The following is a 26030-nucleotide window of genomic DNA, read 5'->3' as shown; positions in this document are numbered from 1 at the left end:
TTTTATAGCTAATCTATTGATCAAAACAGCTCTTCCTTACAGGACTACAGCGCTGTGCTCCAAGCTCTCAATATATTTCTCTGTATCCATTGCAGCCATACATCCACTACCTGCAGCTGTGATCGCTTGTTTGTAACGAGTATCCTGTACATCACCACAAGCGAATACGCCTGGGATATTGGTTTCGGATGTGCCCGGTGTAGTCAGAATATAACCGTGTTCGTCGGTTGTGATCTGTCCGCCCAGGAATCCAGTGTTTGGTGTGTGACCAATTGCAACGAATACACCGCTAGCAGGGATGATTTCTTCTTCACCTGTTTCGTTGTTCAGTACTTTCAATCCAGTTACGCCGTTGTCGCCAGCCAGCACTTCAAGAGGGGTACGGTTCAATGCCATCTCCACTTTCTCGTTGCTGCGTGCACGATCCTGCATGATTTTGGAACCACGCAGTTCTTCACGACGGTGTACCAAGGTTACTTTGGAACCGAAACGGGACAGGAAGCTCGCCTCCTCCAGCGCGGAGTCTCCACCGCCAATAACGATGATTTCTTTGTTGCGGAAGAAGAATCCGTCACATGTCGCACATGTGCTGACACCACGGCCCACATTCGTTTCTTCTCCAGGAATACCGAGGTATTTAGCAGATGCGCCTGTAGACAGGATCAAGGTTTCGGATACGAGTTCACCCATGCCTTCAACCTGAATTTTGAATGGACGCTCGCTCATATCGATGTTGTTTACCCAGCCTGTACGGAATTCTGCACCGAAGCGTTCTGCTTGTTTGCGCATATTGTCCATCAGTTCAGGACCCATAATGCCGTCAGGGAAACCTGGGAAGTTCTCCACTTCTGTTGTTGTTGTCAGTTGACCACCAGGTTGCGGTCCTTCAATAACGAGTGGATTCAAGTTGGCACGTGCCAGATAGATTGCTGCTGTCAGCCCTGCAGGGCCTGTTCCAATAATAATTGATTTATACATGTATAGTTCCTCCCCCGGGTTCTACAAAAAGGTCAGGCTCTCCGGCATCAAAAGCAAAGGCTTTTGCATACACTAGAACGAAAGCCTACATCATGTCCACATGAACTGCCCGTTATGACAATTAACCTATGCAGAAACGGAATTCTAATTTATAATCATTCTAATCTGTTGTTCATTATGATCTCTTTTATGTACGGTGTCAATGCTCGGCAGCGATTATGAAGAAGTCTTCATCAGGAGGGAAAATGGAAGCATGAACGATGCACTCATTGGCAGCTTTATCTCAGCCATGTCTACCGGCCTTGGGGCCATACCTATTCTATTTATGCGCAAAGTAACACACCGCCTGCGTGATATTTTGCTTGCTTACGCAGCAGGCATCATGACCTCTGCCTCGGTGTACAATCTCATACCGGAAGCACTCGGGCAATCCAATTTGTTCGTACTTGCCCTTGGTATCATGCTGGGCAGCATGGTTCTGCTTGTGCTAGAGATGAAGATTCCCCATGTGGATCTGGAAAATCCCGAGAAGATGCCTTTCAAAATTGAAGCCAAAGCCTTCATGATCATTGCAGCTATCACCATGCATAACCTGCCCGAAGGGCTATCGGTAGGTGTCAGCTACGCAAGCAGTGACGCAGGACTTGGCAATCTGATTGCCTTCTCCATTGGATTGCAGAATGCGCCGGAAGGATTCCTGGTGGCCCTCTTCCTGGTCAATCAGAACATCGGTCGCTTCAAGGCGCTTGGTATCGCCACGCTGACGGGTGCAGTTGAAATTGTTACAGCCATGATTGGTTACACACTCAGTAGTCTGGTCTCTGGTCTGGTCCCATACGGTCTTGCCTTTGCAGCGGGTGCGATGATGTTCATCGTGTACAAGGAACTGATTCCCGAAAGCCACGGCGACGGCAATGCACGGGCGGCAACGGTTTCCTTTCTGCTTGGACTGATCACGATGATTGGTCTAACTGAACTCTTTTAATGGAAAAGAACAAAGAACAGCCCTCACATGAACACAAGAATGGACGGCAAAAAACCTGAAAGGACAGCGGATCGCTGAACTTCCAGGTTCTTTTTTTGTTCACAAATGAAGATTAAATGAAATAATTGGAACGATCTGTAAAGGTCATTATACGATCACAATTCGGATTTGATGAATCGAATCAATTCGGCATTGAATTTTTCCAATTCATCATAGAATGCCCCATGACCACTCTCCTCAAAAGCAATCAATTGAGAACCGGCAATGCCTTTATGCATCTCATCGGCAAACTCAAACGGACAGATCTCATCCTTCTTCCCGTGCAAAATGGCTGTAGGTACCTGAATCGAACTCAGGTCACCTCGCAGATCCTCATCTCGCAAGGCAATCGCACTGTTAATCGTACTGTAAGATGAAGCCTCCATGCCGAGTGCATGGAACCAATCCATAAACGACTGGCTGTGCTGCTTCGCGAAAAACATGCCGCCAAACGTCTCCAGCAGCTTCGGACGATCTGCGAAGATCGGCTCAATAATCTGCTCGGTAAGCTGCGCTGGAGTCAGGCCATACGGATAACCCTCACGCTGCGTGAACACTGGTGCCGCGGCAGACAATAGCGCCAGCTTGGATACACCATGTCCCGCATGGCGGGCCATATAATGCACGGCAATCGCTCCACCCATGGAGAAGCCTGCAAGCACCACGTCGGTCAACTCCAGATCATCAATCACGGCACGAACATCGTCCGCCATCCGGTCGTAGTCATAACCTGTGGACGGAGCATCCGACTTGCCATAACCTCTGAAATCTATTGCTATGGCACGAATGCCATGATTCGGCAGTACATTTAATTGATATTCAAACATTTTATAATTAACTGGCCAGCCGTGCAAAAAGACAACCGGTGTGCCCTGGCCAATATCTTCAACAAATACACTCACATTCGGTTCCACTTGTACGTAACGTCCCATTTTTCACAGCTCCCTTATTGTCATCTCGTTGCAGCGGCAGTTTGCCGCACTGCATGGTAATGTTCCAATAACAACGTTCCCTTAGTCATATTTCATGTAGAATGTTCCTCTGGAATCGTCTCTTCGATTCATTACCCGCTGACCCAAGGTTCAAACGCCGGCTTTTTCAAATGAATTTAGTTATCGCAGCAGTCTTAGTCCATTCAGAATAACCAGGATCGTGCTGCCTTCATGGCCTACCACGCCCAATGGTAACGCAACATCTTGAAGGAAGTTGCCCGCGATTAAAGCCAGAATTACCGTGATGGCAAAAAACATATTCTGCTTCACCGTCCGCTGGGCCCGGCGAGCCTGCCTGATCACCCAGGCGATTTCTTCAATATTGTCATTCATCAGTACAACGTCTGCTACTTCCAGTGCAGTGCCGCTACCTGATCCCCCCATACCCATGCCAACCGTTGCCGCTGCAAGTGCAGGCGCATCATTCACACCATCCCCAACCATCAACACTTGCCCATACTGTTCGCGAAGTAGATGCACCTGCTTCACTTTATCTTCGGGTAACAAACCTGCGTATACCAGGCTCACACCTGTCTCACGGGCGATCACTGCTGCCGATTCGGGACGATCACCTGTCAGCATAGCCACTTTCAGACCCATCGCTTCCAGCCTTTTCACCGCTGAGGCCGCTTGTGGGCGCACAGTGTCCCTCATCGCGATCAGTCCGGCCATCTCCCCGTTCGCTGTTATGGCAGACACGGTTTTGCCTTCTCCCTCAAGTTGGGCACGTATGCCATGCCACACAGCAAGATCATTCATATCAGAAACATCCAATTGCTTCTCTATATCATTTGCGTTATTTACCTCACTGATATGATGCGTATCCAATTCATCCGTTTTGCCAATTTTCCAGAGAACGCCGTCTACTTTCCCCTCAATCCCCCAGCCTGTCAGAGCTTGAACCTGTTCAGCAATCGGGAGGTTGATGTCCTCCTTGCTTGCCTGCTCCACAATGGCCCGAGCCAGCGGGTGCACCGAAAGGTTCTCAATGGCGGCTACCGCCCCCAACAACTGTGTCCGGTCATATCCGTCTGCCGTTATAATATCGGTCACCTGTGGTGTACCCATCGTCAATGTCCCTGTTTTATCAAAAGCAACCACCCGAGTCTGGGCCATATTCTCCACATGAGCGCCACCCTTGAAGAGAATACCGCGGCGAGCACTGCTGGACATTGCTGATAACATGACCGGCATAATGGAAGAAACCAGGGCACAAGGTGAAGCTACAACCAGAAAGACCATTGCTTTGTAAAACGCCTCGTTCCACGTCCAACCAAGCAATAGCGGTGTTCCGGCAATAACCAGCACCGTTACGGCGACAACAATACGGGCATATATCCCCTCGAATCGCTCAATAAAGCGTTGGGAATCCGGCACTTCCGTCTGCGCTTCTTCCACCAGTTTAATGATTTTGCCAAACAACGATCCTTCAGCGGATTTGGTCACCTCCACATATAGGGCACCTTCGCCGTTCACAGTACCTGCAAATACGTCGTCACCAGCAATTTTGTCTACAGGTAAGGATTCACCTGTAATCGAGGCCTGATTGATAAAAGAGCTGCCTCGGTACACGACACCATCCGCCGGAACCAGTTCGCCCGGTTTCACCAGCAACAGATCCCCAGGCTGCAAATCATCGATGGATACACGATTCATCTTCCCGTCCTCAATACGCAGCGCCGTTTCCGGTTTGAGCGCCAGCAGTGATGAAATATCCTTGTGACTGCGCTCCGTTGCATAGCTTTCCAGTGCACCACTTAACGCAAAAATAAAGATCAGCATGGCGCCTTCATTCCAGTAGCCGATGGCTGCCGCTCCCAACGCTGCTGCAATCATGAGCAGATTCACATCGAGATCACGATCCTTGACCAGTGTCTCAATGCCTTCTTTAGCCTTGGTCCATCCACCTATGGCATAAGCAACAATATATAGTAGTACGGATAACGGGTTAGACCATGATGCCGTCGCCCAGGCAATAAGCATCAAAAGTCCACTGCCCAGAGCAGCTTGCATTTCTTTGTTGCGCAACATAGCCCGAAAGTCTGGTTTGCGCCCCCGGCCTGGGCCAGGTGTATTGGCTGAACGCTGTTCAGCTTTGGCCTGGGTTTGAATGGGTTGGTGTATCGCTTGCATATGAATCACAATCCTTTCTGATTGTCGGGTTGTGGATTGCACTTTGCTGCATCCATGTCCCCTGTATTGAAGTCGTATTGAGAATGAGAGCCATTGTTAATACCCTAAAAATGACACATGCTGCTGCGGGAATCCCGCAGCAGCATGGTTATTGAATGATTTTCAAATCATTTTGAATGAGAATGATAATCATTTTTGTACTTATGCAATTATTTTTACCCAATACAACTTTTGCTTTATTATATGCCTGTGCTCTGTATTTGTAAATGGGTTTTTCACCTTAGCCGATGTAAAATAAAAAAAGCCACTCGTCCATAAGGACAAGCGGCTCGTGTGAATTAAATTTATTAACGTTATGAATTAAACACTAACGCTTGATTGCTGGCTAGCTTTAATGGCTTGCTCTAGATCGTAGAGGATATCCTGAATATTCTCTGTGCCTACAGATAAACGAATCAGCTCAGGGTTAACGCCTGCTGCGGTTTGCTCATCTTCTGTCAGCTGTTGGTGCGTCGTACTTGCCGGATGAATGATCAGTGACTTGGAGTCACCTACGTTGGCAAGGTGGGAGAACAGCTTCACATTTTCAATCAGTTTGCGTCCTGCATCCACGCCGCCCTTGATACCAAAGGTCAGAATAGCTCCCTGGCCTTTCGGCAAATACTTCTGTGCCAGTTCATAGGAAGGGTGACTCGGCAAACCTGCGTAGCTTACCCATTCCACATCCTCATGTTTCTCCAGATATTGCGCCACAGCCAGTGCGTTGCTGCTATGACGTTCAACACGCAGATGCAGTGTCTCCAGTCCTTGAATGAGCAACCATGAATTGAAAGGTGAGATCGTAGCACCCAAGTCGCGCAGCAATTGTACACGAGCTTTGATAATATAAGCAATCGGCCCAACCGCTTCCGTATATACAACACCATGATAGCTGGAATCCGGCTCTGTCAGTCCCGGGAACTTGCCACTTGCTTTCCAGTCGAATTTACCGCTGTCCACAATAACTCCACCAATGGAAGTACCGTGACCGCCAATAAATTTGGTAGCCGAATGAACGACAATATCAGCTCCATGTTCGATTGGACGAAGCAGATATGGACTTGGGAATGTATTGTCTACAATCAAAGGAATGCCATGTTCATGGGCGATAGCTGCCACAGCTTCAATATCCAGTACGTTGCCTTGCGGATTACCAATCGTTTCAGCGTACAATGCTTTTGTTTTGTCCGTAATCGCCGCCCGGAAATTTTCAGGATCACTGGAATCTACAAACTTTACATCTAAGCCAAGTTTCGGTAGTGTGGTTGAGAACAGATTGTACGTTCCTCCATACAGACTCGCTGCGGAAACAATCTCATCTCCCGCACCTGCGATGTTTAAGAGGGAGAACGTAATCGCTGCCTGACCGGAAGCGGTAGCCAGAGCACCAGCGCCTCCCTCAAGTGCAGCAATACGTTGTTCGAACACATCCGTGGTCGGATTCATCAGACGTGTATAGATATTGCCAAACTCTTTCAATCCAAACAGATTGGCTGCATGCTCCGTATCACGGAATCCGTAGGATGTTGTTTGGTACAACGGTACTGCACGTGCATGGGTAGTCGGATCAATCTCCTGGCCGGCATGAATTGCCAATGTTTCAAATGAAAGCTCACGTTCGTTTGACATAAATCTGTTTCCTCCCTTAACTTATACGTTTGGCAAATCCCTAGATGTCATGACATGGTGGCGTATGTTTTCCATATTCTCTCACAAGATGTCGCTTTTGAAAAGAAATATTTCCGATTTTTCCGATGAGAAATATTAAATATGTATGATGAAGACTGCTACACCAAAAAAACCTTTGCGGGAGCAAAGGTTTTAAGGATTTTTTTGCAACCATTACCTGCTGAACTTCTGCGCGAATTTGTACCGTTTATACCCGAACGCCACTCCAAATCTCACGTAAATGCTTGGCCGCCGGGACAGCTTCTTCCGCCGTTACCCCTTCTAGTGAAATATCGATATGTGGTTTATAGGTTTTCAATAGTTCAAAAAATAACGGATAATCCAGAATGCCCACACCCGGCACCGGATTGAACTTCTCACCCTGCGCATTGAAAGCCACATCTTTGGCATGAATGACAATGATGCGCTGATACAGCGTTTCCATCACCTCACGCAGGAATGCAGACTGGTCAGCCACATGCGGCTGTTTGATCAGATTACAAGGATCGAACAGCATGCCCAGATTGGATGAAGGAATTTCTTCAAACAGACGGATCATATGTTCACGTGTATGAAGCGTATGAGTAGATACAGGCTCAATCGCCGCATGAACGCCCCACTTTTCCGCCTCTTCAGCCAGTTCCTCTACCGTCTCTCGCAGCACCGTCCATGCCTTTTCTTCATATCCGTCCGGATGAGAGTCGCGATACGTATCCAGGCCCCCAGTCTCCGTTGCCACCATGCTGCAACCGAAATCCCGGGCATAACGCAGATGCTCCTTAAATCGTTCAATGTCTGCACGACGGGCCACAGGATCAGGATCAATCGGGTTAATGTAGCAACCCAGTACCGCAATCTTGACTCCACGCTGTGCAAATTGATCTCCGATCTCGTTCGCCAGTCCAGGGCTCAGCTTGCCATTGGCCGAATCCACATCCGACAAGGCCTTGGCTAATGCCAGCTGGACAGAATTAAATCCGTTATCTGCGATGGTCTGTGCAAGCTGTGCTGTAGGCTGTTTACCAAACGTATGCGCAAGAATACCAAGTTTCATGTCACTGTCTCCTTTGCAATCTGATCGCTGACAGCGTTAACGAGCCATCCAGCCGCCATCCACATTCAGTACGTGACCATTCAAATAATCCGAAGCCGCCGATGCCAGGAAAACAACCGGACCTTTCAGATCCTCAGGTGTTCCCCAGCGTCCAGCCGGAATTCGTGCCGTGATGTCACGGTACCGATTTTCATCGGCGCGAATCTGAGTCGTATTGTCTGTTTCCATATAGCCTGGTGCAATCCCGTTGATTTGAACACCTTTGCCTGCCCATTCATTTGCGAGTGCTTTCGTTAAACCGGCAACCCCATGTTTACTGGCCGTGTATCCCGGTACGTTAATTCCGCCCTGATAAGACAGCATGGAGGCAATGTTTATGATCTTGCCACTTCCCCGTTCAATCATATGTCTGCCGGCCAACTGGCTCAGGAAAAATACCGTGTTCAGGTTTAGACCTATGACATCGTGCCAGTCCTGCTGACCGTGATCGGCTGCAGGTGTACGACGGATAATTCCCGCATTGTTAACAAGAATATCAATTCTCCCTTGAAAAGCTAATGCCTTTTCAAACACCCCGGTCAATTCGTCCTCACGGCTTAAATCAGCTTCAATTACATACGCTTTGCGTCCTAGAGCCTCAATGGCACGCGCTGTTTCCGATGGATTGGAGTAAGACACCAGCACAACATCTGCCCCGGCTTCAGCAAGGCCAATCGCCATTCCTTGCCCCAGACCTCCTGATGTACCAGTGACTAGTGCAACTTGTCCGCTTAAATCAAATGGGTTCATGAATGATTCCTCCGCATGGTTATTGGGTTGCAAGCCGTGTTCTTCAGCCTCGTCAGTCACGTAACCACTGTGGAACTGAAGGTCAGCTCTGATAATCCACTTCGATACCATTTTGCCTGTAAAGGGACGCTGTCTCCTCATCCAGCCGACTGTCGCTGATGATGCAGTCCAACTCCGAACAGTGTGCAAAAGTCCGAAGGGCAAATTGTCCGAATTTATAATGATCCACGACGCCATAGACCTGCTGAGAAGCAGAGATCATTGCTTTTTTTAGTGGCACCAGATCTCCTGTATATATGGAAAGTCCAAATTCCGGATGAAGTGCCGTCGTTGAGATAAACGCTTTGTGAATGTTGAGACCGGAAATAAAGGCAGCCGTATCGTCTCCCACCAGCATATTGCGGACTCTTGCTCCGCCGGGCACAACCAGTCGTACCTGCTCCTTTTTGGTCAGCTCAGCAATAATGAACAAATCATTGGTTACCACGGTAATGGACTGATTGTCCATTCGCTTCGCCATCTCCAATGTAGTGCTTCCGCCGTCCAGCGCAACAATATCTCCTGGCCGGATATAAGCAAGGGCTCGCTCGGCAATCTCTGTTTTCTCCGAATGATGCTTTTCCGTAGCCCCACGACTCGTGAGGATGCCGTACTGGTCGTTCTGAGCCAGCATCGCACCCCCATGGACACGTACGAGCAATCCCATGCCCTCCAGCTTATCGAGATCCTCCCGTACAGTCTTGCCCGTCACCTGCAGCAGTTCACTCAGATCACTCACGGTGACTTCCTGCCGTTCCAGCAGAGCCTCCATAATTTTTTCATGTCTTTTCAATGGATTCATCACAGATCAACTTCCTGTTTCTTTGGAATTTACGCGCCTATTTCAGGTCCTTCATCGCCACGCCGTCCATATCCTCGAACGTCTGGTTTTCACCAGCCATTGCCCAGCAGAACGTATAGCTGCTCGTACCGACACCACTGTGGATGGACCAGCTAGGAGAGATGATGGCCTGACGGTCACGTACAACCAAATGCCGTGTTTCGTTTGGCTCGCCCATCATATGGAATACGACACCATCTTCCGGCAGGTTGAAATATAAGTATACTTCGGAACGGCGGTTGTGGGTATGTGCAGGCATGGTATTCCACATGTTGCCCTTGTCAAGTTCCGTAATGCCCATCACCAGCTGACAGCTCTGGATTCCGCCTTCTCCCTGGTGGATATAGCGGTAGATTGTCCGTTCGTTCGAGCTTTCGATACTGCCGAGGTGGTTCGGCTGAGCTTGTTCTTGCGTTGCTTTTACTGTTGGATATGTGTGGTGAGCCGGTGTAGATACAAAATAAAACTGAGCCGGCTGATCGTTGCCGCTGCTCTTGAACACAACTTCTTTTACACCTCTGCCGATGTACAGGCATTCCTTCGCACCAATCTCGTATCCTTGGCCGTCAGCTGTCACAGTTCCATGACCTCCAACATTAATGATACCGATTTCACGACGCTCCAGGAAAAAGTTCGTTCCAATATCCTTCAGATTCACTTCAAGTGCAATATCCTTGCTTTGAGGTACAGCCGTTCCTACAATATAACGATCTACATGAGAGTAAACGGTTACCAATTCATCTGTGGCAAACAATTGCTCCATCAGGAATTCCTCGCGCAGACGGGATGTATCATAGTTTTTTACTTCATTCGGGTGTGCAGCATAACGGTTTTGCATCATTAATCCATTCCTTTCGTTAGTCAGATAATGTTCATATAAGTTCATTTTAGTTCATTTTGTATCTTTTGTGTACCTTTTTTTGAAAATAAAAGAACCCAACGGGAAAATCCCCGCCAGGCTCTTGTGATCTCGCTATATATTATAAGGAGTAAATGAGCGCCTCATAAGGACGTAAACGAAGGGTACCTTCTCTAACCTCATCCGAGGTTGAACGATCCAGATTGCCAATGATCAAGCGGGCATTCGTGGTTCGATCAGCAAATGAAGCAGGCAGACGATAGGACTGCTCCCGGTCCGAATGATTGAGCATAACAAGCCATGTCTCTCCATCCAGACTGCGGCTATATGCATATACATGCTCTTCCCCTGCCGATTGGTCACGATAATCTCCATAGACCATAACCGCGTGTGTTTTACGCAGGGCAATCAGCTGCTGATAATATGCAAATATGGAGTCCTGCGCAGCCAAATCCCGCTCCACATTAATCTCTTCATAGTTGGGATTGACCTGCATCCACGGCCGCCCTTCGGTAAACCCGGCATGCTTGCTGCTGTCCCACTGCATGGGTGTGCGGGAATTATCCCGGCTCAGCGGCTGAAGACTGTGGAGCACTTCATCTGGCGCACGGCCTTTACCGATTTCTTCCTTATATTTGTTCTTCATTGCAATATCGTGATATTCATCAATGGAAGAGAACCGGACACCCGTCATGCCGATCTCCTCTCCCTGGAATACATACGGTGTTCCCGGAAGGGTATGAATCATGGTCGCCAGTTGTTTGGCGGATTGCACACGGTATTGTCCATCATTCCCGTACCTTGAAACCTGTCGGGTGTGATCATGATTGTTCAGGAACTGGGAGTTCCAACCTTCATGTCGGAAAGCTTCATACCAGCTCTCCTGAATTTCCTTGTACCGTTTCAGATCCCAAGTAGGCATGTCATCCGCCACCTGGAAATGGAATAACGTATGCAACTCTTTCCGGTTATCTCCCACATACAGAAGGCCATCCTCTGGTGTGACAAACGGAATTTCTCCTACAGTCATGATGTCGTAATGCTGGAGAACCTCCTGGTTCATTTCCTGCAAATATTCATGAATGCCTGGATTATTGCCCAGATAATCAATGTTGTCCGGGTGCTCCGCATCCGGGAAACCTTCCAGCTTGGCGAGCAGATTAATTACATCCATGCGGAAGCCGTCAATGCCCTGATCCAGCCAGAAACGCATCATCCGGTAAATCTCCTCACGCAGCTCGGGTTTTTCCCAATTCAGATCAGGCTGCTCCTTGGCAAAGGAGTGGAAATAATACTGTCCCGTCCGCTCGTCATATGTCCAGGTCGACGGTTCAAAATAGGATCGCCAGTTGTTCGGCGGGCCATCCGGTTTCCCTGGCTTCCATATATACCAGTCGCGTTTCGGATTATCGACAGATGAACGTGATTCTTCAAACCATGCATGCTGCTCTGATGTATGATTGACCACCAGATCCATAATGAGCTTCATGCCCAGTTCATGGACCTTGTCCAGCAATTGCTTGAACTGCTCCATCGTTCCGGCTTTCGCCATGATGCGGTAATAATCCGCTATGTCATATCCGTTATCTTTATCCGGCGATTCATAAATGGGATTAAGCCAGATGACATCAATACCCAAACTTTTAATATAGTCGAGCTTGAGCATCAAGCCCTCCAAATCCCCAATGCCGTCCCCATTCGCATCCAGGAAGCTCCGCCAGTACACCTGATATACCACGGCTTCTTTCCACCATGCCCGGTTCATGCTGCATCTCCCCTTTTCCGCTTAATGGCTGTGCTACTGCAACGTACGCTCCAGGAAGGACAGCGTGAGCTGTGTAGTATCTTTCAGCACTACGTCCGCTCCAGAACCTTTAAGTACAACTTCTTCACCAATACCCACGGCGATCATGCCTGCGGATTTGATGGCCTCAATACCTGCCTGCGCATCCTCGATGCCGATGCAGGCTTTAACGTCAGCACCCACTTCTTCTGCTCCACGTAGGAACAGATCAGGTGCAGGTTTGCCGTGAGGTACGGAATCCGGATGTACCACATAGCGGAACAGCGAGTCCAACTCCAGCGCCTTCAGAATTTGAGGGGCATTTTTGCTGGCCGATGCGATCACCGCAGGAATGCCGGAGGCTTGCAGCTCAAGCAGCAATTCCCGAATTCCAGGGTAGGTGTGCTCCGGTGTCAGCGAGTCCAGCAACGAGACGTAATGTTTGTTTTTACGCTGCGCGAATTCTTCCTTTTCCTCAGCCGAAAACGAATCTTCCTTGCCACCCAGACGTAAAATGCGCGCCAGCGACTCTCCACGGCTAATGCCCTTTAACTGCTCGTTGAACTCCCGATCAAACGGAATATCCAGCGATTCCCCTAGCTTTTTCCACGCTACATAATGGTACTCCGCCGTGTCGGTAATGACACCATCCAAATCAAAAATAACGGCTTGAAGTGCTCCGTTCCCTTTCATTACCCGTTCCTCCCCATGTTATTGCTCTAGTTGCCATTCAATTCGTTTCTCGTTGCTTTCCCGTCTCTCGCCTTTCCAGTCCAGAACAACCGTCCAGCCTGATGCATTGGAAATGCTCGCATAACGTTTGCCCTCACGGGATTCAAAATGAATATCAAACTCCGCATCGCCTACCATCAGATGCTCCAGAGTACATGTTTTGTTGCCCCATGCCTGCGGCATATCAGGTGATAAAGTTACACGACGGTGCTGTGCTTCCGGTTGAACGCCGAAGAAGTGTCGTACCACTGGTACAGCAAGTGCATAGATGGTCCACGCCTGCACGACACAGCCGTAGTCCGGGGACATCTCCGAGAAAGAACCTGGCACTACACGTGAGAAGCTTTTCCCCATTCGGCGCAGTAAATCCAGTGCATGATCCGGATGCCCGTACGCCGCTTCTGCAACTGCATGTGCTCCGGTAGAGATTGTCATCGTGCCCTGTTGATACATGGCAGCAAGATACGTACCGTATTCACCGATGAAGTCGCGGTTTCGCATCGCTTCCAGCGCACGCTGTGCTTTGTCCTGATCGGCAATTCCTGCTTCCATTGGAGTGACAATGACCCAGTTTTTGTTCAGCAGCCAACCGCGGTCTTTCTGATTCTCACCTGCATCGGCAAGCAATCCTTCCACGTACTCCCGGTAGTCTGTGATCCCTTGCTTTTCAGCGAGAGAAACCATGTAATCCACCTTGGGCAAAATATCGGAAATAGGTGCAACGGCATCCGCATAGAGGCTGTCTTTTTCAGACCAATACACATCATTCACTGCGCGTATCGCTTTTTCGGCCAGTTTTTGATAAGTTTCGTGCCGCTTCGTTTCACCCAAATAGAGACTCATATGCTCCAGCGCCTGAAGTGCCTTGGCTGTATATACGGCACTATCAATTAGTTCCATATTCAATCCGGCAATCTCGATGATGCCGTAACCTGAAGGGAACAGATCTCCGTCCGGGTCCATCTCACCCAGCAGCCAGTCGATTCCCTGAACACAGTAGTCATAATGCTCGCGCAGAAGTGCATCGTCTCCGGTCCACAAGAACATTTCCCACACAAAGGCGATATAGTGTGCCGTCTCCTGCGTGTTGCCGGGATTAGACACCGCACCTATCGTGGTCACTTCATGCACAAAACGCCCATTGCCGTTCGCTTCCTTGGATTTCTCCAGCAACAGATTCAACGTATCCCGCACCAGTTGATGATCTCCTGTAGCAAGAACACCCTGAAGCGCATACGTACTGTCACAGCCGAACCACCACGGATACGTGGGTCCACCTGCCGTCAAACCACGACCAATTCCGTCCACTTGCTGCACCAGCCACTGATTATTGCGCTTCACCCAGGCAAATTGCTCGTTCAGCTCATCTTCGCCTTCAATGGTCAGCACTGCGCGCTGATCCAACTTGTCGTAGAGCTGCTGCTTCTGCTCTTTCAAGCTGACATGGTTACGTTCGATAACTGCATAAGTCTGCTCACAGGCTTCACGGGATGACTCCGAACCGGCAACAAATAACCGGAAGCGGAACACATCCTTCTCCTCCAGTGCGCATTCGGTTACAAAAGAAATGCCTATTCCCTTGCCTGCCGTCAGTTCTGGTCCGTAAATTTCAGGACCAACTGTCATTTCCGTTCCAGGCAGGTCACTTCCAATCATGGCGTACCAGTCTTGGGCATCATCTTTAACGATGACTTTGCGCGAAGTAATGGCTTCTGCCGTTTCACCTGCTCCTGGGATAATTCCGATCTCATCGGAATACCACACTGGACGGAGATCGGTACGTGACAGCAGCTCCAGCTTAAGCCGGGTTGTTCCTTTTCCGTAAGAGCTGATCTCATATTCTGCGACCATGCCTTTTTCATAATCGGGGGCAAACTGACTGCGTTCAATGGATACCGGAATGTGGCTCAATCCGTGATCATAATCGAACCGACTTCCGCCCCAGGATTCACTTGTGAATCCGTCTGCCCTTGCCCATACCGCAATGTTGCGATCCAGATCGGTTACCTTCAGCCAGAAGCCATCCAGCAGCTTGATCGGATGCAGCCATACACCGCCCATTTCGTTAGCCATATGATGCCCAAAGTCGGGAAAGTATCCGTCCTGGGTACCGCAAATCTTTACATATTCACCTGCGTTATAATACAAATTAAAAGGATGTCTGCTTGTTAATGTGGCCATGGTAGTCCTCCTCTGCGGTTTGGCTCACCGCTTATCTCTTCTATTAATACAGACGATTAGCCCTTGATTGCAGAAGAGATAGAAATGCCTTCAATAAAGTATTTTTGTGCAACAAAGAACACAAGGAGTGGCGGAAGCATAATTAGCATCGTTGCAGCCATGAGCATGTTCCATTCCACGTTATACAGCCCTTTGAACATCGACAAACCAAGTGCCAGCGTATACTTCTCACTGGAGTTCAAATAAATGAGTGGTCCCTGGAAGTCATTCCATACGCCCATAAAGGTAAAGATCGATACGGCAATCAGTGGCGGCATGGAAAGTGGCAGCATGATTTTAGTGAAAATCTGCATTTTGTTTGCTCCGTCCACAAAAGCGGACTCATCGAGATCACGCGGAATACCGCGCATGAACTGGCGGATCAGGAAGATGTTAAATGCTCCGCCACCGAAGAATGCAGGGATAATGAGTGGTAAAAATGTATCAACCCAGCCGATTTCCTTGAACATGATGAACATCGGGATCATCGTTACCTGTGAAGGCAGCATCATCGTCGCCAATAGCACCAGGAACAGCGTGCGTTTGCCGCGGAAGTTAAACCGGGCGAAACCATACGCACATAGGGCAGACGAGAATACGGTACCGACTAATACCGGAATCAGAATAATCAGCGTATTTTTCAAAAATGTAAAAAACGGGATGGCCAGAACGGCATTTTTATAGTTAGACCACATCCATACAGCCGGGAAAAAATCATCTTTGAACACCTCCGCAGGTGTTTTAAGAGATGTTGCAAACGTCCATAACAGCGGGATCAGCACGACGGCCGCACCAGCAAGAAGCATAAGCATAGAGAATAGTTTCGAGTAGACCGGTTTCCGTGTCGTTGCTTGATTCATCATTTGTCCTCCTCTCAATCCTTTTCGTTATCGCCCTGGTAATAGACCCACATCGAAGAACTGCGGATGACCAGCAGCGTAAACGCCAGAATGATGATGAACAATACCCAGGACAATGCCGAAGCATAACCCATTTCAAAATCGGTAAAAGCTTTATTGTACAGATACAAGTTATAGAACAAGGTCGAGTTCAGCGGTCCCCCGTTGGTCATAACAAATGCTTGTGTGAAATACTGGAATCCGCCGATAATCCCCATAATTACGTTGAAGAACACCGTTGGAGAAATCATAGGCAATGTAATGTTGAAAAACCGTTGAAACGGTCCAGCGCCATCCAGATTGGCAGCTTCATACAGCTCTTCGGGAACTCCCTGCAAGCCCGACAAATAAATGATGATCGTATTGCCGACGCCCCATAAACCCATGACAATCAGTGCGCCCAGCGCATAACTCGGATCTTGGAGCCAAGCTGGCCCCTGTACGCCGAAAAAGGTAAGCGCCCGGTTCAGAATGCCGTATTCCGGATTAAAAATCATAATCCACATCATTGATGCCGCAACAGCCGGAATAACGGAAGGCATGAAATAGATCAATCGGAAAAATTTCATCCCTCTGTTCCGCATATTCAGCAGTAAGGCGATAAGCAGTGATGCCACCTGATACAGCGGTACGGATACCAGAGCGAAAATAAAGGTAACTTTCAACGATTGATAGAACAGCTCGTCATGAAACATCGTTTTGAAGTTATCCAGACCGACCCATTCGATCGATTGTACGCCGGTAATAATATCCCATTTGCTGAAAGCCAACAGCAGAGAGAATAACATTGGACCAATGGTAAAGAGCAACAAGCCTATAAGCCAGGGTAATATGAACCAATACCCGGCACGCTCGGATTTAGAATTACGCATAGCAGCCTCCTTGATGAAGAGGGTGAATCAGCATGGCCGCCGACTCACCCGCATGGTTTTTACTTGATTTTGCTGTCAACGTTCTTCGCAGCTTCATCCAGAGCGCCTTTGACATCCTGTTTGCCAAGCAGCACTTTTTCCAGCGCCTTGGTGAATTCTTCAACAAACACAGGTCCGTTTGTAGAACGCATAGTTACCGGTTTTTTCGCATAATCCATCATTTCGATGACCGGTTTGTCTGCTACTTCTTTGGCTTTGACTTCGTCCAGTTCTTTCACAGTCGCTGGCAGTACTTTACCGTTTGCAGAGCGAAGCTTCTGTGCATCTGTACCCGAGAGCCATTTCACCAGTTCGTAAGCCGCTTCTTTATTTTTACCGGCTGCGTTGATCGCCCAACCCGCACTTGCGATGATGCTTGAACGAGTACCGTCTGTATTTTGCGGAATAAGTGCAGAACCATATTGAACATCGGATTTGTCGAGGTCACCTTTGATCCAACGACCTGTAATCATCATAGCGAGCTTGTCTGTCATGAACATCGATGAATCTCCGCCAAGCGTCTCGGAATCCAGTGGCGTCGGGGATACACGGCTATCTCCTTGGGACCAAGAGACGTATTTATCCATTGCCGCTATCGTTTTTTCACTATTCATGTAGCCTTCAGCAGCTGTTCCATCGTCATTCGCAATGTCTGTACCGTAATCCCACAGGTACGTATAGATCGGATATTCCCATTTGCCTGCGTTGAATCCGAATTGAGTATATTTATTGCCGTCTTTTTTAGTCAGTTTTTGTGCAGTTGCAATCATGTCATCCCATGTCCATTCATCTGTTGGATAAGGGATTCCCGCTTCGTCAAACATACGTTTGTTGTACCACAGAGCAAGTGGGTTGAAATCTTTAGGCAAGTAGTATTGTTTGCCTTCGATTTTCATATTTTCAATGAGATCCTTTTGGAAAATATCCAGATTAAACGCGGTGTCTTTGCTCAAATAATCGTCAAGCGGCTCAATTACACCTTTATCCACGTATTTATAGTAGTCACCTTCACCAACCAGGAATACATCTGGTGCCTGACCTGCTGCCAGGGATGTAGTGAGTTTTGTTCCATAACCTTCACTTGGAATAGGCTCAAATTTCACTTCGATATCCGGGTGTGCAGCATTGAACTCTTCCGCAAGCTTCACTTCATCCGCACCGGAGTTGACATCTCCCCATACAGAGAAGGTGAGTTTTACTTTTTCTCCTTTTCCACCTTCTGCACTGTTGCTTCCACCTGAAGAACACGCGGATAACACTAATACCAAAATCAGCATCATGACCAAACTTGCGGACCCTTTTTTCATTTAAATGACCTCCCACATGGATTTATATTAAACCAAGGTTTGAAACCGTTTGCTGAAAGTAACTTTCTGACCGGACAGAAGCAGAGAAATTTCTTCCTCTGCATCACTCTCGATTAGAATACCCTCGGACGTGATTGTGATATGCAACAGCTGGTTTTGCCAGTAGAGCGGGAATTTCAGACTGTTCCAGGACTCAGGCAGCTTTGGATCGAGATGAAGCTGGCCATCCAACATGCGAACTCCGGCAAATCCCATCACCACACATTCCCATATTCCGCCCAGCGAAGCTGAGTGGATACCTGCATCCGAAGAGTGCATATGCGGCCCCAGATCAATCTCTGAAGCCCGGCGGAACAGATCATATGCGAGCGGACGATCACCGAAATCACTGGCAAGGATACTGTGCGTCGATAGGGACAGTGAGGAATCATGCAATGTTTTTTCCTCGTAGTAGTCATAGTTCGCACGTTTGATAGCGGGTTCAAATTTATTTTCAAGCAGGAAGAAAAGCATCATAATGTCAGCCTGCTTCGAAATTTGCATTTCACCAACCTGATCCAGGTTGTAGTCATTGAAGATACTGGCGACTTTCGTCTGATTTTTATAAGGGGTAAGATCAATGACTTTCTTCTGCAAGTACGTATCATCTTGTGGAATAAGTCCTTGTTCATTTGGCCCTGGCAGATACATTTGATCCAGCTTGTTCCACGCTTCCCGAGCGGATGTCAGGTCAAGCTTCATAGACAATGCCTTGAGCAACTCAGGTTTTTCCTGCTCAAGCTTTTCATAATATTGAATGGCAAGTTCCATATTGAAGTGAGCCATATGATTGGTGAATGCATTGTTGTCCACATGTTCCTTATACTCATCCGGTCCAACAACCTCATTGATATGATAACGGCCCTTGGCCTCATCCCACTCCAAACGACTGGCCCAGAACGTTGCTGTATCAAAAATGATTTCGTAGCCACATTGATCCATGAACGCCTCATCACCTGTAGACTGGACGTAATGCCAAACGGCATAAGCGATGTCAGAGGTAATATGCTGTTCAATGAAGCCGGACCAGATCTTCGTCTGTTCTCCGGTTACGATATCTACATCTCCCCATACCGGTGTAACTTCGCCATCTTCGATCCAGGCTGCTTCCCACGGATACATGGCTCCTTCGAATCCGTTCTCCTTGGCTTTACTTCTAGCTCCATCCAACCCCTGATATCGATATTCCAGCAAGGATCTTGCGATCTTGGGGTTGCTGTAGTTGAAGAATGGAAGGATGAAGATTTCCGTATCCCAAAAGGAATGTCCCTTGTACCCTTCACCACTTAATCCTTTCGCACCGATGCCCATGCGATTATCATGCGCTGGTGTCATAATGACGAGGTGATAGATGGCAAAACGGATGGCAAGCTGGTCATAACCACTTGTGCTGTCCACTTCAATGTTGTACGTGGACCAAGTATCCGCCCAGGAGTTAGCGCTTTCACGAAATAGCTGATCATACCCTTTTTGCGACTCTTGCTTCAGCTCTGTCAGCGCCGATTCACGCATTTGATCCAGTGAATATCCACCGTTGCTGTACACCAGATCGCGGCTAGTATGCACATTCGAGATTTTTTCCAGTGTTACCGATTGTCCAGCTTCCACGGTCACTGTGCCTTCGATGCCAACCTTGCGACGTCCCATCGTTTGACGCAGTTCCGGCTCAACCTTTTCACCATTCAGCTGCCAGTGGTGCACCGTATTAGTTACAAAATCAATAGCAGATTGTGTCGTCGTTGACGTCATTTGAATATATGTCTTTTCAAATATCCGTTTTTCGCCTTCTGTGAAATGCTGCGCACCCGAGTTCGTCCATTGTCCATTAATACCGGATGCAATGTGAACACGCGCCTGACCATCCAGTGGCTTGATGCTTACGGAGGAACCAACCAGATGACGGTTACTCAAGGAAACAAAACGACGGAATTGAAGTTCAAAGCTTTCTCCTATTGGGCTCTGCCATACCACGTTACGAGTCAGCTCACCATTTTTGAGATTCAGTTGACGACTGTAGCTGATCGTTCTTCCTTTTTCCAAGCTGAAGGTTTCCCCATTTAGGGTGATTGAAAGCTCCGTCACATCTGCTGCATTAGGGAGTTCAGTTACTTCATGTTCGTCAAACTTATTGAAGGTTCCAGCTACGAACCAGTTCCGCACTTGTCCAACATAATTCTCGTCCGTTGCGGAGCGAAGTCCCATGTAGCCGTTTCCAAGTGAGAGTACAGCTTCGCCTTTCCCTTGATGAGCCGGATCAAACCCGGTTTCAGTTACCAGCCAGTTACTCCATTCTCCTTGTCCTGCATCGTATTTCAGCAATGTGTATTCCCCCTATGTCTATCTTATGATGTATCCGAAACGTTTTGGATTTGAGTGAAAATAATACCGAAACGTTTCGGATTTTATAAAACATTTCGGTGCTCTCTTCATTTCGGTAATTTTGCAATCCCTCGCGAACCGTATTTCTCAGCTAAACTCAGCGACCTGGTTTGGCTGTCGAGGATCTCAAAACCAATTCATTTTGCAAAATATTAAATTTGGGGCTGTTTTCCGATCTCAGCATGCCCATCAGCAGGTTTGCAGCTTCATGTCCCAACTGATACATGTTCTGTCCGATGGTGGTTAGTGGTGGTTGAAAATAAGCGGCTGTCGGAATGTCATCAAATCCCACTACAGACAATTCATCCGGTATAGTGATACCTAGTTCATTCGCAGCCTTCATTACACCCAGAGCCATCATGTCGCTTGCACAAAAGATTGCTGTAATTTCCGGATAAGCCTTCAACAACTCTGCTGCTTGCTGCTGTGCTTCCTCTTCCGTGAAATTCCCGTTTACGATCCATTCAGGCTCTAAGCTGAATCCTGCGTTGCTCATTGCATCGGAATATCCTTCATAGCGCTCCTTGGAAACAAAAGCCTCTGGGTAACCATTCACCATGGCAATCTGCCGATGACCCAAACTGATAAGGTGCTCTACAGCAGTCTGTGCACTTTGTTTGTGATTCGTTGATACAAAACCAACGTACTCACTGTGAATGGGGATATCAATTAATACACAAGGAATGTCACTATCCAATACTTCCTGCAAATACGGATCATCCGTCTTCACACCCTGAAGAATGACACCATCCACCTTTCGTTCCCTGCACAGCTGTGTGTACGTTTTCATCTTTTGCTTCGCTGTATTCGTGCTGAACAAAATCAGATCATAATCTGAATTGGCAGCGCTATCATTAATTCCGCAAAGCACTTCGAAAACAAAGTTGTTATCGATGTTTTTGTACGTCATGCCTGATACGAGCAACCCCAGCGTTTTGGTTTCCTTCATGACCAGGCCTCTCGCTAGACCATTCGGACTATAATTCAGGGATTCGGCGACTTCTTTAATCCGTTTGCGCGTACTATCGCTGACGTCCGAGTACCCATTCAGAGCTCTGGATACGGTCGTAATCGAAAATCCCGTCATTTGTGATATGTCTTTGATTGTAGCCAATTGCTTTCCTCCAAAACGTTTCGGATTACTTATATTTCTGAGTATACGGATTCGAGAAGAAAAATCAAGAACTTTTTTCGACATTATTTTCGACTTTTTGGAACTCGTCTATCCCTTACCTTATTCTACCCGCATTGCGTGCAATCAAATAGGGCAAAAAAATCTCCCGACTTTTAAATAAAGTCGGGAGATCCCTTAAGCTATTGCCTAAAACTTAATGTGCAACTGTATTGTTCAACATGATCCAGATGGAACCAATAACGATGGTCAACATGATCAACAGACCAAAGATCAAAGCCATTACATTCCAGCGTGGCTTCTCCGATTCACGGATATGCATGAAGAAGAAGAGTTGAACCACAAACTGAAGTCCTGCTGTTACCAGAACGACACTCAGCGCTGCTGTTCTGCCCATCATGTCATTCAGAACCACTACCAAAGGGATAATGGTCAGGACAACGGACAGAATGAAGCCGATGACATAGGACTTGAGTGAACCATGCTGTTCGTGGCCATGGGACTCATGTGAGTTATGCTCTGCCATCTACATCACCCCCATCAGATAGACGATCGACAGGAGGAAAATCCAGACGACGTCCAAGAAGTGCCAGTACAAGCTGATTACGTTGATTTTACCGCGAGTTACATCGGTAATTCCACGTTTTTTCAGTTGCAGCATCAATCCGATCATCCAGATCAGACCGAGAGATACGTGAAGTCCGTGAGTACCCACAAGGGTGAAGAATGCACCAGAAGCTGCACTCGTTGTATAACTGAACCCTTCGTGAATCAGCTCAATAAACTCCGTTACTTCCAGGGCGATAAAGCTCGCACCCAGAACAGCTGTAACTGCCAGCCAGCTGATCAATTGCTTCACCTTGCCCTGATTCATGGCAAGAACTGCAAGTCCACTTGTGAATGAACTTGTGAGCAAAATAAATGTTTCGGCAATAACGCCAGGCATTTTGATCAATTCAGACAACACTGGTCCGCCCGCCGTATTGTCACGCAACACAATAAAGGTTGCGAACAATACGGAGAACAGGATAACGTCGGAAATCAGGAAGAACCAGAATCCGAGTATTTTCAATTCTTGCGGGTCATGGTGACCATGGTCATGATCATGTGCATGGTCATGACCGTGCTTCGCGGCTGCTTGAGCCATTTATACCGACCCCCTTAACGACGCTTCGGTACGCTTAATTTCGTCAACCGGAATATAATAATCCGTATCGTATGAGAATGAACGAGCGATCATGCAAATTCCTACGCCAGCGAGTCCAAGAATCGCCATCCACAGCCATCCGAATACAAAGCCGAAACCGGCGATGAACCAGAATATAGACATGATGAACGGAATCGCGGAATTCTTAGGCATATGAATCGGCTCAAGCGGCTGTTCAGGTGGATAAATTCCTTTGGCACGACGTTCTTTCTCTTCCCACCACTCATCAATATCATCTCCGCGCGGTGTAATGGCGAAGTTATATTCAGGAGCAGGTGAAGGAATCGACCACTCGAGCGTACGACCACCCCAAGGGTCGCCAGAAGCTTTGAGTGTTTTGTATTTCCGAATGCCGTCTGCGATTTGTGCAACCTGGAACAAGAATCCGACACCCATCAGGAATGCCCCGATTGTGGATACAAAGTTCAGTTCCCACCAGCCAGTATCCCAGCCATAGGTGCTCAGACGACGTGTCATACCCATCAAACCGACAGCGTACTGCGGCATGAAGCAGACATAGAAACCGATATTCCAAGTCCAGAAAGCCCATTTACCCAGTTTTTCAGGTAGTTGGAATCCAAACATTTTAGGCCACCAGTAGTACAGACCTGCAAAGTATCCGAATACTACACCACCGATCAATACTTGGTGGAAGTGGGCAATCAGGAAGTAACTGTTGTGGAACTGGAAGTCAGCAGGTGCAACGGACAACATAACCCCCGTCATCCCCCCGACGATAAAGCATGGTATAAATGCTATTGTCCATAGCATCGGGGTATCCATGCGTATCCTTCCTCGGAACATGGTAAACAGCCAGTTAAATATCTTAACCCCTGTTGGTATGGCAATCAACATCGTGGTAACGGCGAAGAATGCATTGACGTCTGCTCCCGAGCCCATCGTGAAGAAGTGATGCGCCCATGTAAAGAAGGACAGGAAGCTAATGATCAGCATCGCAAATACCATTGATTTGTAACCAAACAATTTTTTCTTCGAGAATGTACTTACAACCTCGGAGAACACGCCGAATGCCGGCAAGACAACGATATATACCTCAGGGTGACCCCACATCCAGATCAAGTTGATATACATCATCGGATTACCGCCCAGATCAAGTGTGAAGAAATGCGCCCCCGCAAACCTGTCGAGGAAGAGCAATGCAAGTGTCACTGTCAAGATTGGGAATGCAAACAGAATGATAATACAAGTGGAGAATACCGACCATGTAAACATCGGCATTTTCATCCATTTCATGCCTGGCGCACGCATTTTAATGATGGTAACCAGGAAGTTGATACCGGTAGCCAGGGAACCGATACCCGAAATCTGAATACCCCATATATAGAAGTTTTGTCCCACCCCCGGGCTATGCGATAGCTCCGATAAAGGTGGATAACTGAGCCAACCTGCGTCCGGTGAACCACCGATAACGAAAGACAGGTTGAACAACATTGCTCCCAGGAAGAATAACCAGAAGCTTAGTGCATTAAGGAATGGGAACGCAACGTCCCTTGCCCCGATTTGAAGCGGTACAATAACATTAAATAAACCGAACATAAACGGCATCGCCATGAATAGGATCATGATGGTACCGTGAGTCGTAAAGACCTGATTATAATGCTCGGGATGTAAGAAATCCATGTTAGGCATAGCTAGCTGAAGACGCATCATCAGTGCATCCACACCACCACGGAAAAGCATGATTATGGAAGCAATAATATACATAATACCGATCTTTTTGTGATCGACGGTAGTTAACCAGTTACGCCAGAGCCAGCCCCATTTTTTGAAATAAGTCAGCACCGCTACGATGGTAATCATCGTAATTCCGATCGCCACGTCCGCACCATAAATCAGCGGATCACCGGTAACGAAAAACTCCGATGCAAACTCCTTAAGTCTCTCTAACATTGGGGGCCTCCTTTCGAATCTTTAGTTAGCACTCTTGTCCACGTCTTGCGTAGTAATCTCTTTGACACCTGAAGCTTCACCATGCTTGCTATGAGCACTTTGACCGTCAATAACATACTTGGTCACGATGTCTTGGAACAGTCCTTCAGGGAAGGAAGAATAATAAGCTACATTGCTTGTTCCCGGTTCCGCCAGTGTTTTATACGTTTCTTGCGTCAGCGGTTGGGATTGTTGTTTCACTTCAGTCACCCATTTATCGAAGTCTTCCTCCGATGTGGCATTGACGTCAAAACGCATTTGGGCGAAGTGTTCTCCGGTAAAGTTGGCACCTGAACCCCAATATTGACCTTCATGATCAGCTTGCAAGTACAAGGTCATCGCCATACCCGACATTGTATAAATCTGTCCACCAAGCTGCGGAATCCAGAACGAGTTCATCGGTGAATCCGCGGTGAGCTCAAATTTTACGGGCCGGTCTGCCGGGATATTCAACGTGTTGACCGTTGCAATACCTTGCTCCGGATACATAAACAGCCATTTCCAGTCCAGTGAAGATACTTGAATGGTCACCGGTGCTTTCTCGGAAGCCAATGGCTTCGAAGGTTCCAGATCATAGGTGTAGCGAATGGTTACAACCGCCAACAACCCAATAATAATGATCGGAATGGTCCACCAGATAGCCTCCGCTTTAGTGCTATGAGACCAGTTAGGCTCATAAGCAGATTTATTGTCCGGTTTGTCGCGGTAACGCCATACAATTACAGCAGACAAAATCAATACAGGCACAATAACGACTGCACACAGAATTGTCGAAATGACAATCAAATCTCTCTGCGAAGCGCCAATAGGCCCTTTCGGATCCAGAACAACGTACTGCCCGCCTGCCAGCATTGGCCAGACAATCAATGCAATTGTAACCAACGTCAGGACAACCGGAATGATTATCCGAATTAGCGACCTAGGTTTCTTGTTCATCTTGATCCCCTCTCCTTAAATTCGCTCATACTGAAAAAACAGTATACTACTCTCTTCCTTCTAAAGATATCAGAAATGAGCAACTTTTTTGTTCATGTTAACAAATTTGTCGATTTTGC

The 26030-nt window shown here is 47.7% G+C and carries 21 protein-coding genes; 1 reads left to right on the top strand and 20 read right to left on the bottom strand.

What is annotated here, in order from left to right; all coding sequences use genetic code 11:
* Window positions 1–36: 36 nt before the first annotated feature.
* Window positions 37–978, bottom strand: coding sequence for a thioredoxin-disulfide reductase (trxB, locus tag CS562_RS25595; RefSeq protein WP_076291238.1), 942 nt, complete (start codon window positions 976–978; stop codon window positions 37–39).
* A gap of 253 nt (window positions 979–1231) precedes the next feature.
* On the opposite strand from trxB, the gene CS562_RS25590 reads away from it, so the two are divergent.
* A complete protein-coding gene (locus CS562_RS25590; protein WP_053779008.1) occupies window positions 1232–1963 on the top strand; it encodes a ZIP family metal transporter in 732 nt (243 codons plus the stop codon).
* Window positions 1964–2118: 155 nt separating this feature from the next.
* Here the strand turns inward: CS562_RS25590 and CS562_RS25585 are convergent, their stop codons facing one another.
* The 19 genes from CS562_RS25585 to cyoA all read right to left on the bottom strand — a co-directional run bounded on the left by CS562_RS25585 (window position 2119) and on the right by cyoA (window position 25911).
* A complete protein-coding gene (locus CS562_RS25585) occupies window positions 2119–2934 on the bottom strand; it encodes an alpha/beta fold hydrolase (protein WP_099858560.1) in 816 nt (271 codons plus the stop codon).
* Window positions 2935–3114: 180 nt separating this feature from the next.
* Window positions 3115–5127, bottom strand: a complete 2013-nt coding sequence (locus CS562_RS25580) for a heavy metal translocating P-type ATPase (RefSeq protein WP_099858559.1) — start codon at window positions 5125–5127, stop codon at window positions 3115–3117.
* Between the two features lie 360 nt (window positions 5128–5487).
* The gene (locus CS562_RS25575; RefSeq protein WP_076291235.1) at window positions 5488–6795 is read right to left on the bottom strand and encodes a homocysteine synthase; all 1308 of its coding nucleotides are present in this window, start codon (window positions 6793–6795) and stop codon (window positions 5488–5490) included.
* A gap of 247 nt (window positions 6796–7042) precedes the next feature.
* Entirely contained in the window at window positions 7043–7888 is an 846-nt protein-coding gene (locus tag CS562_RS25570; protein ID WP_099858558.1) for a sugar phosphate isomerase/epimerase family protein, read from the bottom strand.
* A 36-nt stretch (window positions 7889–7924) separates the two neighbouring features.
* Window positions 7925–8677 carry a 2-dehydro-3-deoxy-D-gluconate 5-dehydrogenase KduD gene (gene kduD / locus CS562_RS25565; protein ID WP_053779016.1) on the bottom strand — a complete coding sequence of 251 codons (753 nt, stop codon included), beginning with the start codon at window positions 8675–8677 and terminating at the stop codon, window positions 7925–7927.
* Window positions 8678–8759: 82 nt separating this feature from the next.
* Window positions 8760–9518: a DeoR/GlpR family DNA-binding transcription regulator gene (locus CS562_RS25560; RefSeq protein WP_076291233.1), complete on the bottom strand. Its 759-nt coding sequence runs from the start codon at window positions 9516–9518 to the stop codon at window positions 8760–8762.
* Window positions 9519–9555: 37 nt separating this feature from the next.
* On the bottom strand, window positions 9556–10395 hold the full coding sequence (gene kduI / locus CS562_RS25555) for a 5-dehydro-4-deoxy-D-glucuronate isomerase (RefSeq protein WP_099858597.1): 840 nt from the start codon (window positions 10393–10395) through the stop codon (window positions 9556–9558).
* A 142-nt stretch (window positions 10396–10537) separates the two neighbouring features.
* Window positions 10538–12181: a glycoside hydrolase family 13 protein gene (locus CS562_RS25550; RefSeq protein ID WP_099858557.1), complete on the bottom strand. Its 1644-nt coding sequence runs from the start codon at window positions 12179–12181 to the stop codon at window positions 10538–10540.
* Between the two features lie 33 nt (window positions 12182–12214).
* Window positions 12215–12892: a beta-phosphoglucomutase gene (pgmB, locus tag CS562_RS25545; protein ID WP_099858556.1), complete on the bottom strand. Its 678-nt coding sequence runs from the start codon at window positions 12890–12892 to the stop codon at window positions 12215–12217.
* A gap of 18 nt (window positions 12893–12910) precedes the next feature.
* Complete coding sequence (locus tag CS562_RS25540; protein ID WP_099858555.1) at window positions 12911–15112, bottom strand: alpha-L-rhamnosidase-related protein; 2202 nt, start codon at window positions 15110–15112, stop codon at window positions 12911–12913.
* A 56-nt stretch (window positions 15113–15168) separates the two neighbouring features.
* Entirely contained in the window at window positions 15169–16011 is an 843-nt protein-coding gene (locus CS562_RS25535; RefSeq protein WP_076291229.1) for a carbohydrate ABC transporter permease, read from the bottom strand.
* A gap of 14 nt (window positions 16012–16025) precedes the next feature.
* Window positions 16026–16922 carry a carbohydrate ABC transporter permease gene (locus tag CS562_RS25530; RefSeq protein ID WP_099858554.1) on the bottom strand — a complete coding sequence of 299 codons (897 nt, stop codon included), beginning with the start codon at window positions 16920–16922 and terminating at the stop codon, window positions 16026–16028.
* Window positions 16923–16981: 59 nt separating this feature from the next.
* A complete protein-coding gene (locus CS562_RS25525) occupies window positions 16982–18268 on the bottom strand; it encodes an ABC transporter substrate-binding protein (protein WP_076291228.1) in 1287 nt (428 codons plus the stop codon).
* A 27-nt stretch (window positions 18269–18295) separates the two neighbouring features.
* Entirely contained in the window at window positions 18296–20626 is a 2331-nt protein-coding gene (locus CS562_RS25520; RefSeq protein ID WP_099858553.1) for a glycoside hydrolase family 65 protein, read from the bottom strand.
* A 157-nt stretch (window positions 20627–20783) separates the two neighbouring features.
* Window positions 20784–21800 (bottom strand): LacI family DNA-binding transcriptional regulator, encoded by a 1017-nt coding sequence (locus tag CS562_RS25515; RefSeq protein WP_180287216.1) that lies wholly within the window; start codon window positions 21798–21800, stop codon window positions 20784–20786.
* A 214-nt stretch (window positions 21801–22014) separates the two neighbouring features.
* Window positions 22015–22344 (bottom strand): cytochrome o ubiquinol oxidase subunit IV, encoded by a 330-nt coding sequence (cyoD, locus tag CS562_RS25510; RefSeq protein WP_076291225.1) that lies wholly within the window; start codon window positions 22342–22344, stop codon window positions 22015–22017.
* Window positions 22345–22965, bottom strand: a complete 621-nt coding sequence (cyoC, locus tag CS562_RS25505; protein WP_064640614.1) for a cytochrome o ubiquinol oxidase subunit III — start codon at window positions 22963–22965, stop codon at window positions 22345–22347. It lies immediately after the preceding gene.
* On the bottom strand, window positions 22966–24936 hold the full coding sequence (locus tag CS562_RS25500; RefSeq protein ID WP_076291224.1) for a cbb3-type cytochrome c oxidase subunit I: 1971 nt from the start codon (window positions 24934–24936) through the stop codon (window positions 22966–22968).
* Between the two features lie 21 nt (window positions 24937–24957).
* Window positions 24958–25911: a ubiquinol oxidase subunit II gene (gene cyoA / locus CS562_RS25495; RefSeq protein ID WP_076291223.1), complete on the bottom strand. Its 954-nt coding sequence runs from the start codon at window positions 25909–25911 to the stop codon at window positions 24958–24960.
* Window positions 25912–26030 lie beyond the last annotated feature (119 nt).

The sequence above is a fragment of the Paenibacillus sp. LK1 genome (assembly GCF_002750415.1).
Lineage (GTDB): Bacteria > Bacillota > Bacilli > Paenibacillales > Paenibacillaceae > Paenibacillus > Paenibacillus taichungensis.
This window is presented reverse-complemented; position numbering and strand designations above follow the sequence as displayed.

Coding starts and splice junctions, on each gene's coding strand:
- trxB (WP_076291238.1), bottom strand. CDS start 978: ATGTATAAATCAATTATTATTGGAACAGGCCCTGCAGGGCTGACAGCA.
- CS562_RS25590 (WP_053779008.1), top strand. CDS start 1,232: ATGAACGATGCACTCATTGGCAGCTTTATCTCAGCCATGTCTACCGGC.
- CS562_RS25585 (WP_099858560.1), bottom strand. CDS start 2,934: ATGGGACGTTACGTACAAGTGGAACCGAATGTGAGTGTATTTGTTGAA.
- CS562_RS25580 (WP_099858559.1), bottom strand. CDS start 5,127: ATGCAAGCGATACACCAACCCATTCAAACCCAGGCCAAAGCTGAACAG.
- CS562_RS25575 (WP_076291235.1), bottom strand. CDS start 6,795: ATGTCAAACGAACGTGAGCTTTCATTTGAAACATTGGCAATTCATGCC.
- CS562_RS25570 (WP_099858558.1), bottom strand. CDS start 7,888: ATGAAACTTGGTATTCTTGCGCATACGTTTGGTAAACAGCCTACAGCA.
- kduD (WP_053779016.1), bottom strand. CDS start 8,677: ATGAACCCATTTGATTTAAGCGGACAAGTTGCACTAGTCACTGGTACA.
- CS562_RS25560 (WP_076291233.1), bottom strand. CDS start 9,518: ATGAATCCATTGAAAAGACATGAAAAAATTATGGAGGCTCTGCTGGAA.
- kduI (WP_099858597.1), bottom strand. CDS start 10,395: ATGCAAAACCGTTATGCTGCACACCCGAATGAAGTAAAAAACTATGAT.
- CS562_RS25550 (WP_099858557.1), bottom strand. CDS start 12,181: ATGAACCGGGCATGGTGGAAAGAAGCCGTGGTATATCAGGTGTACTGG.
- pgmB (WP_099858556.1), bottom strand. CDS start 12,892: ATGAAAGGGAACGGAGCACTTCAAGCCGTTATTTTTGATTTGGATGGT.
- CS562_RS25540 (WP_099858555.1), bottom strand. CDS start 15,112: ATGGCCACATTAACAAGCAGACATCCTTTTAATTTGTATTATAACGCA.
- CS562_RS25535 (WP_076291229.1), bottom strand. CDS start 16,011: ATGAATCAAGCAACGACACGGAAACCGGTCTACTCGAAACTATTCTCT.
- CS562_RS25530 (WP_099858554.1), bottom strand. CDS start 16,922: ATGCGTAATTCTAAATCCGAGCGTGCCGGGTATTGGTTCATATTACCC.
- CS562_RS25525 (WP_076291228.1), bottom strand. CDS start 18,268: ATGAAAAAAGGGTCCGCAAGTTTGGTCATGATGCTGATTTTGGTATTA.
- cyoD (WP_076291225.1), bottom strand. CDS start 22,344: ATGGCAGAGCATAACTCACATGAGTCCCATGGCCACGAACAGCATGGT.
- cyoC (WP_064640614.1), bottom strand. CDS start 22,965: ATGGCTCAAGCAGCCGCGAAGCACGGTCATGACCATGCACATGATCAT.
- CS562_RS25500 (WP_076291224.1), bottom strand. CDS start 24,936: ATGTTAGAGAGACTTAAGGAGTTTGCATCGGAGTTTTTCGTTACCGGT.
- cyoA (WP_076291223.1), bottom strand. CDS start 25,911: ATGAACAAGAAACCTAGGTCGCTAATTCGGATAATCATTCCGGTTGTC.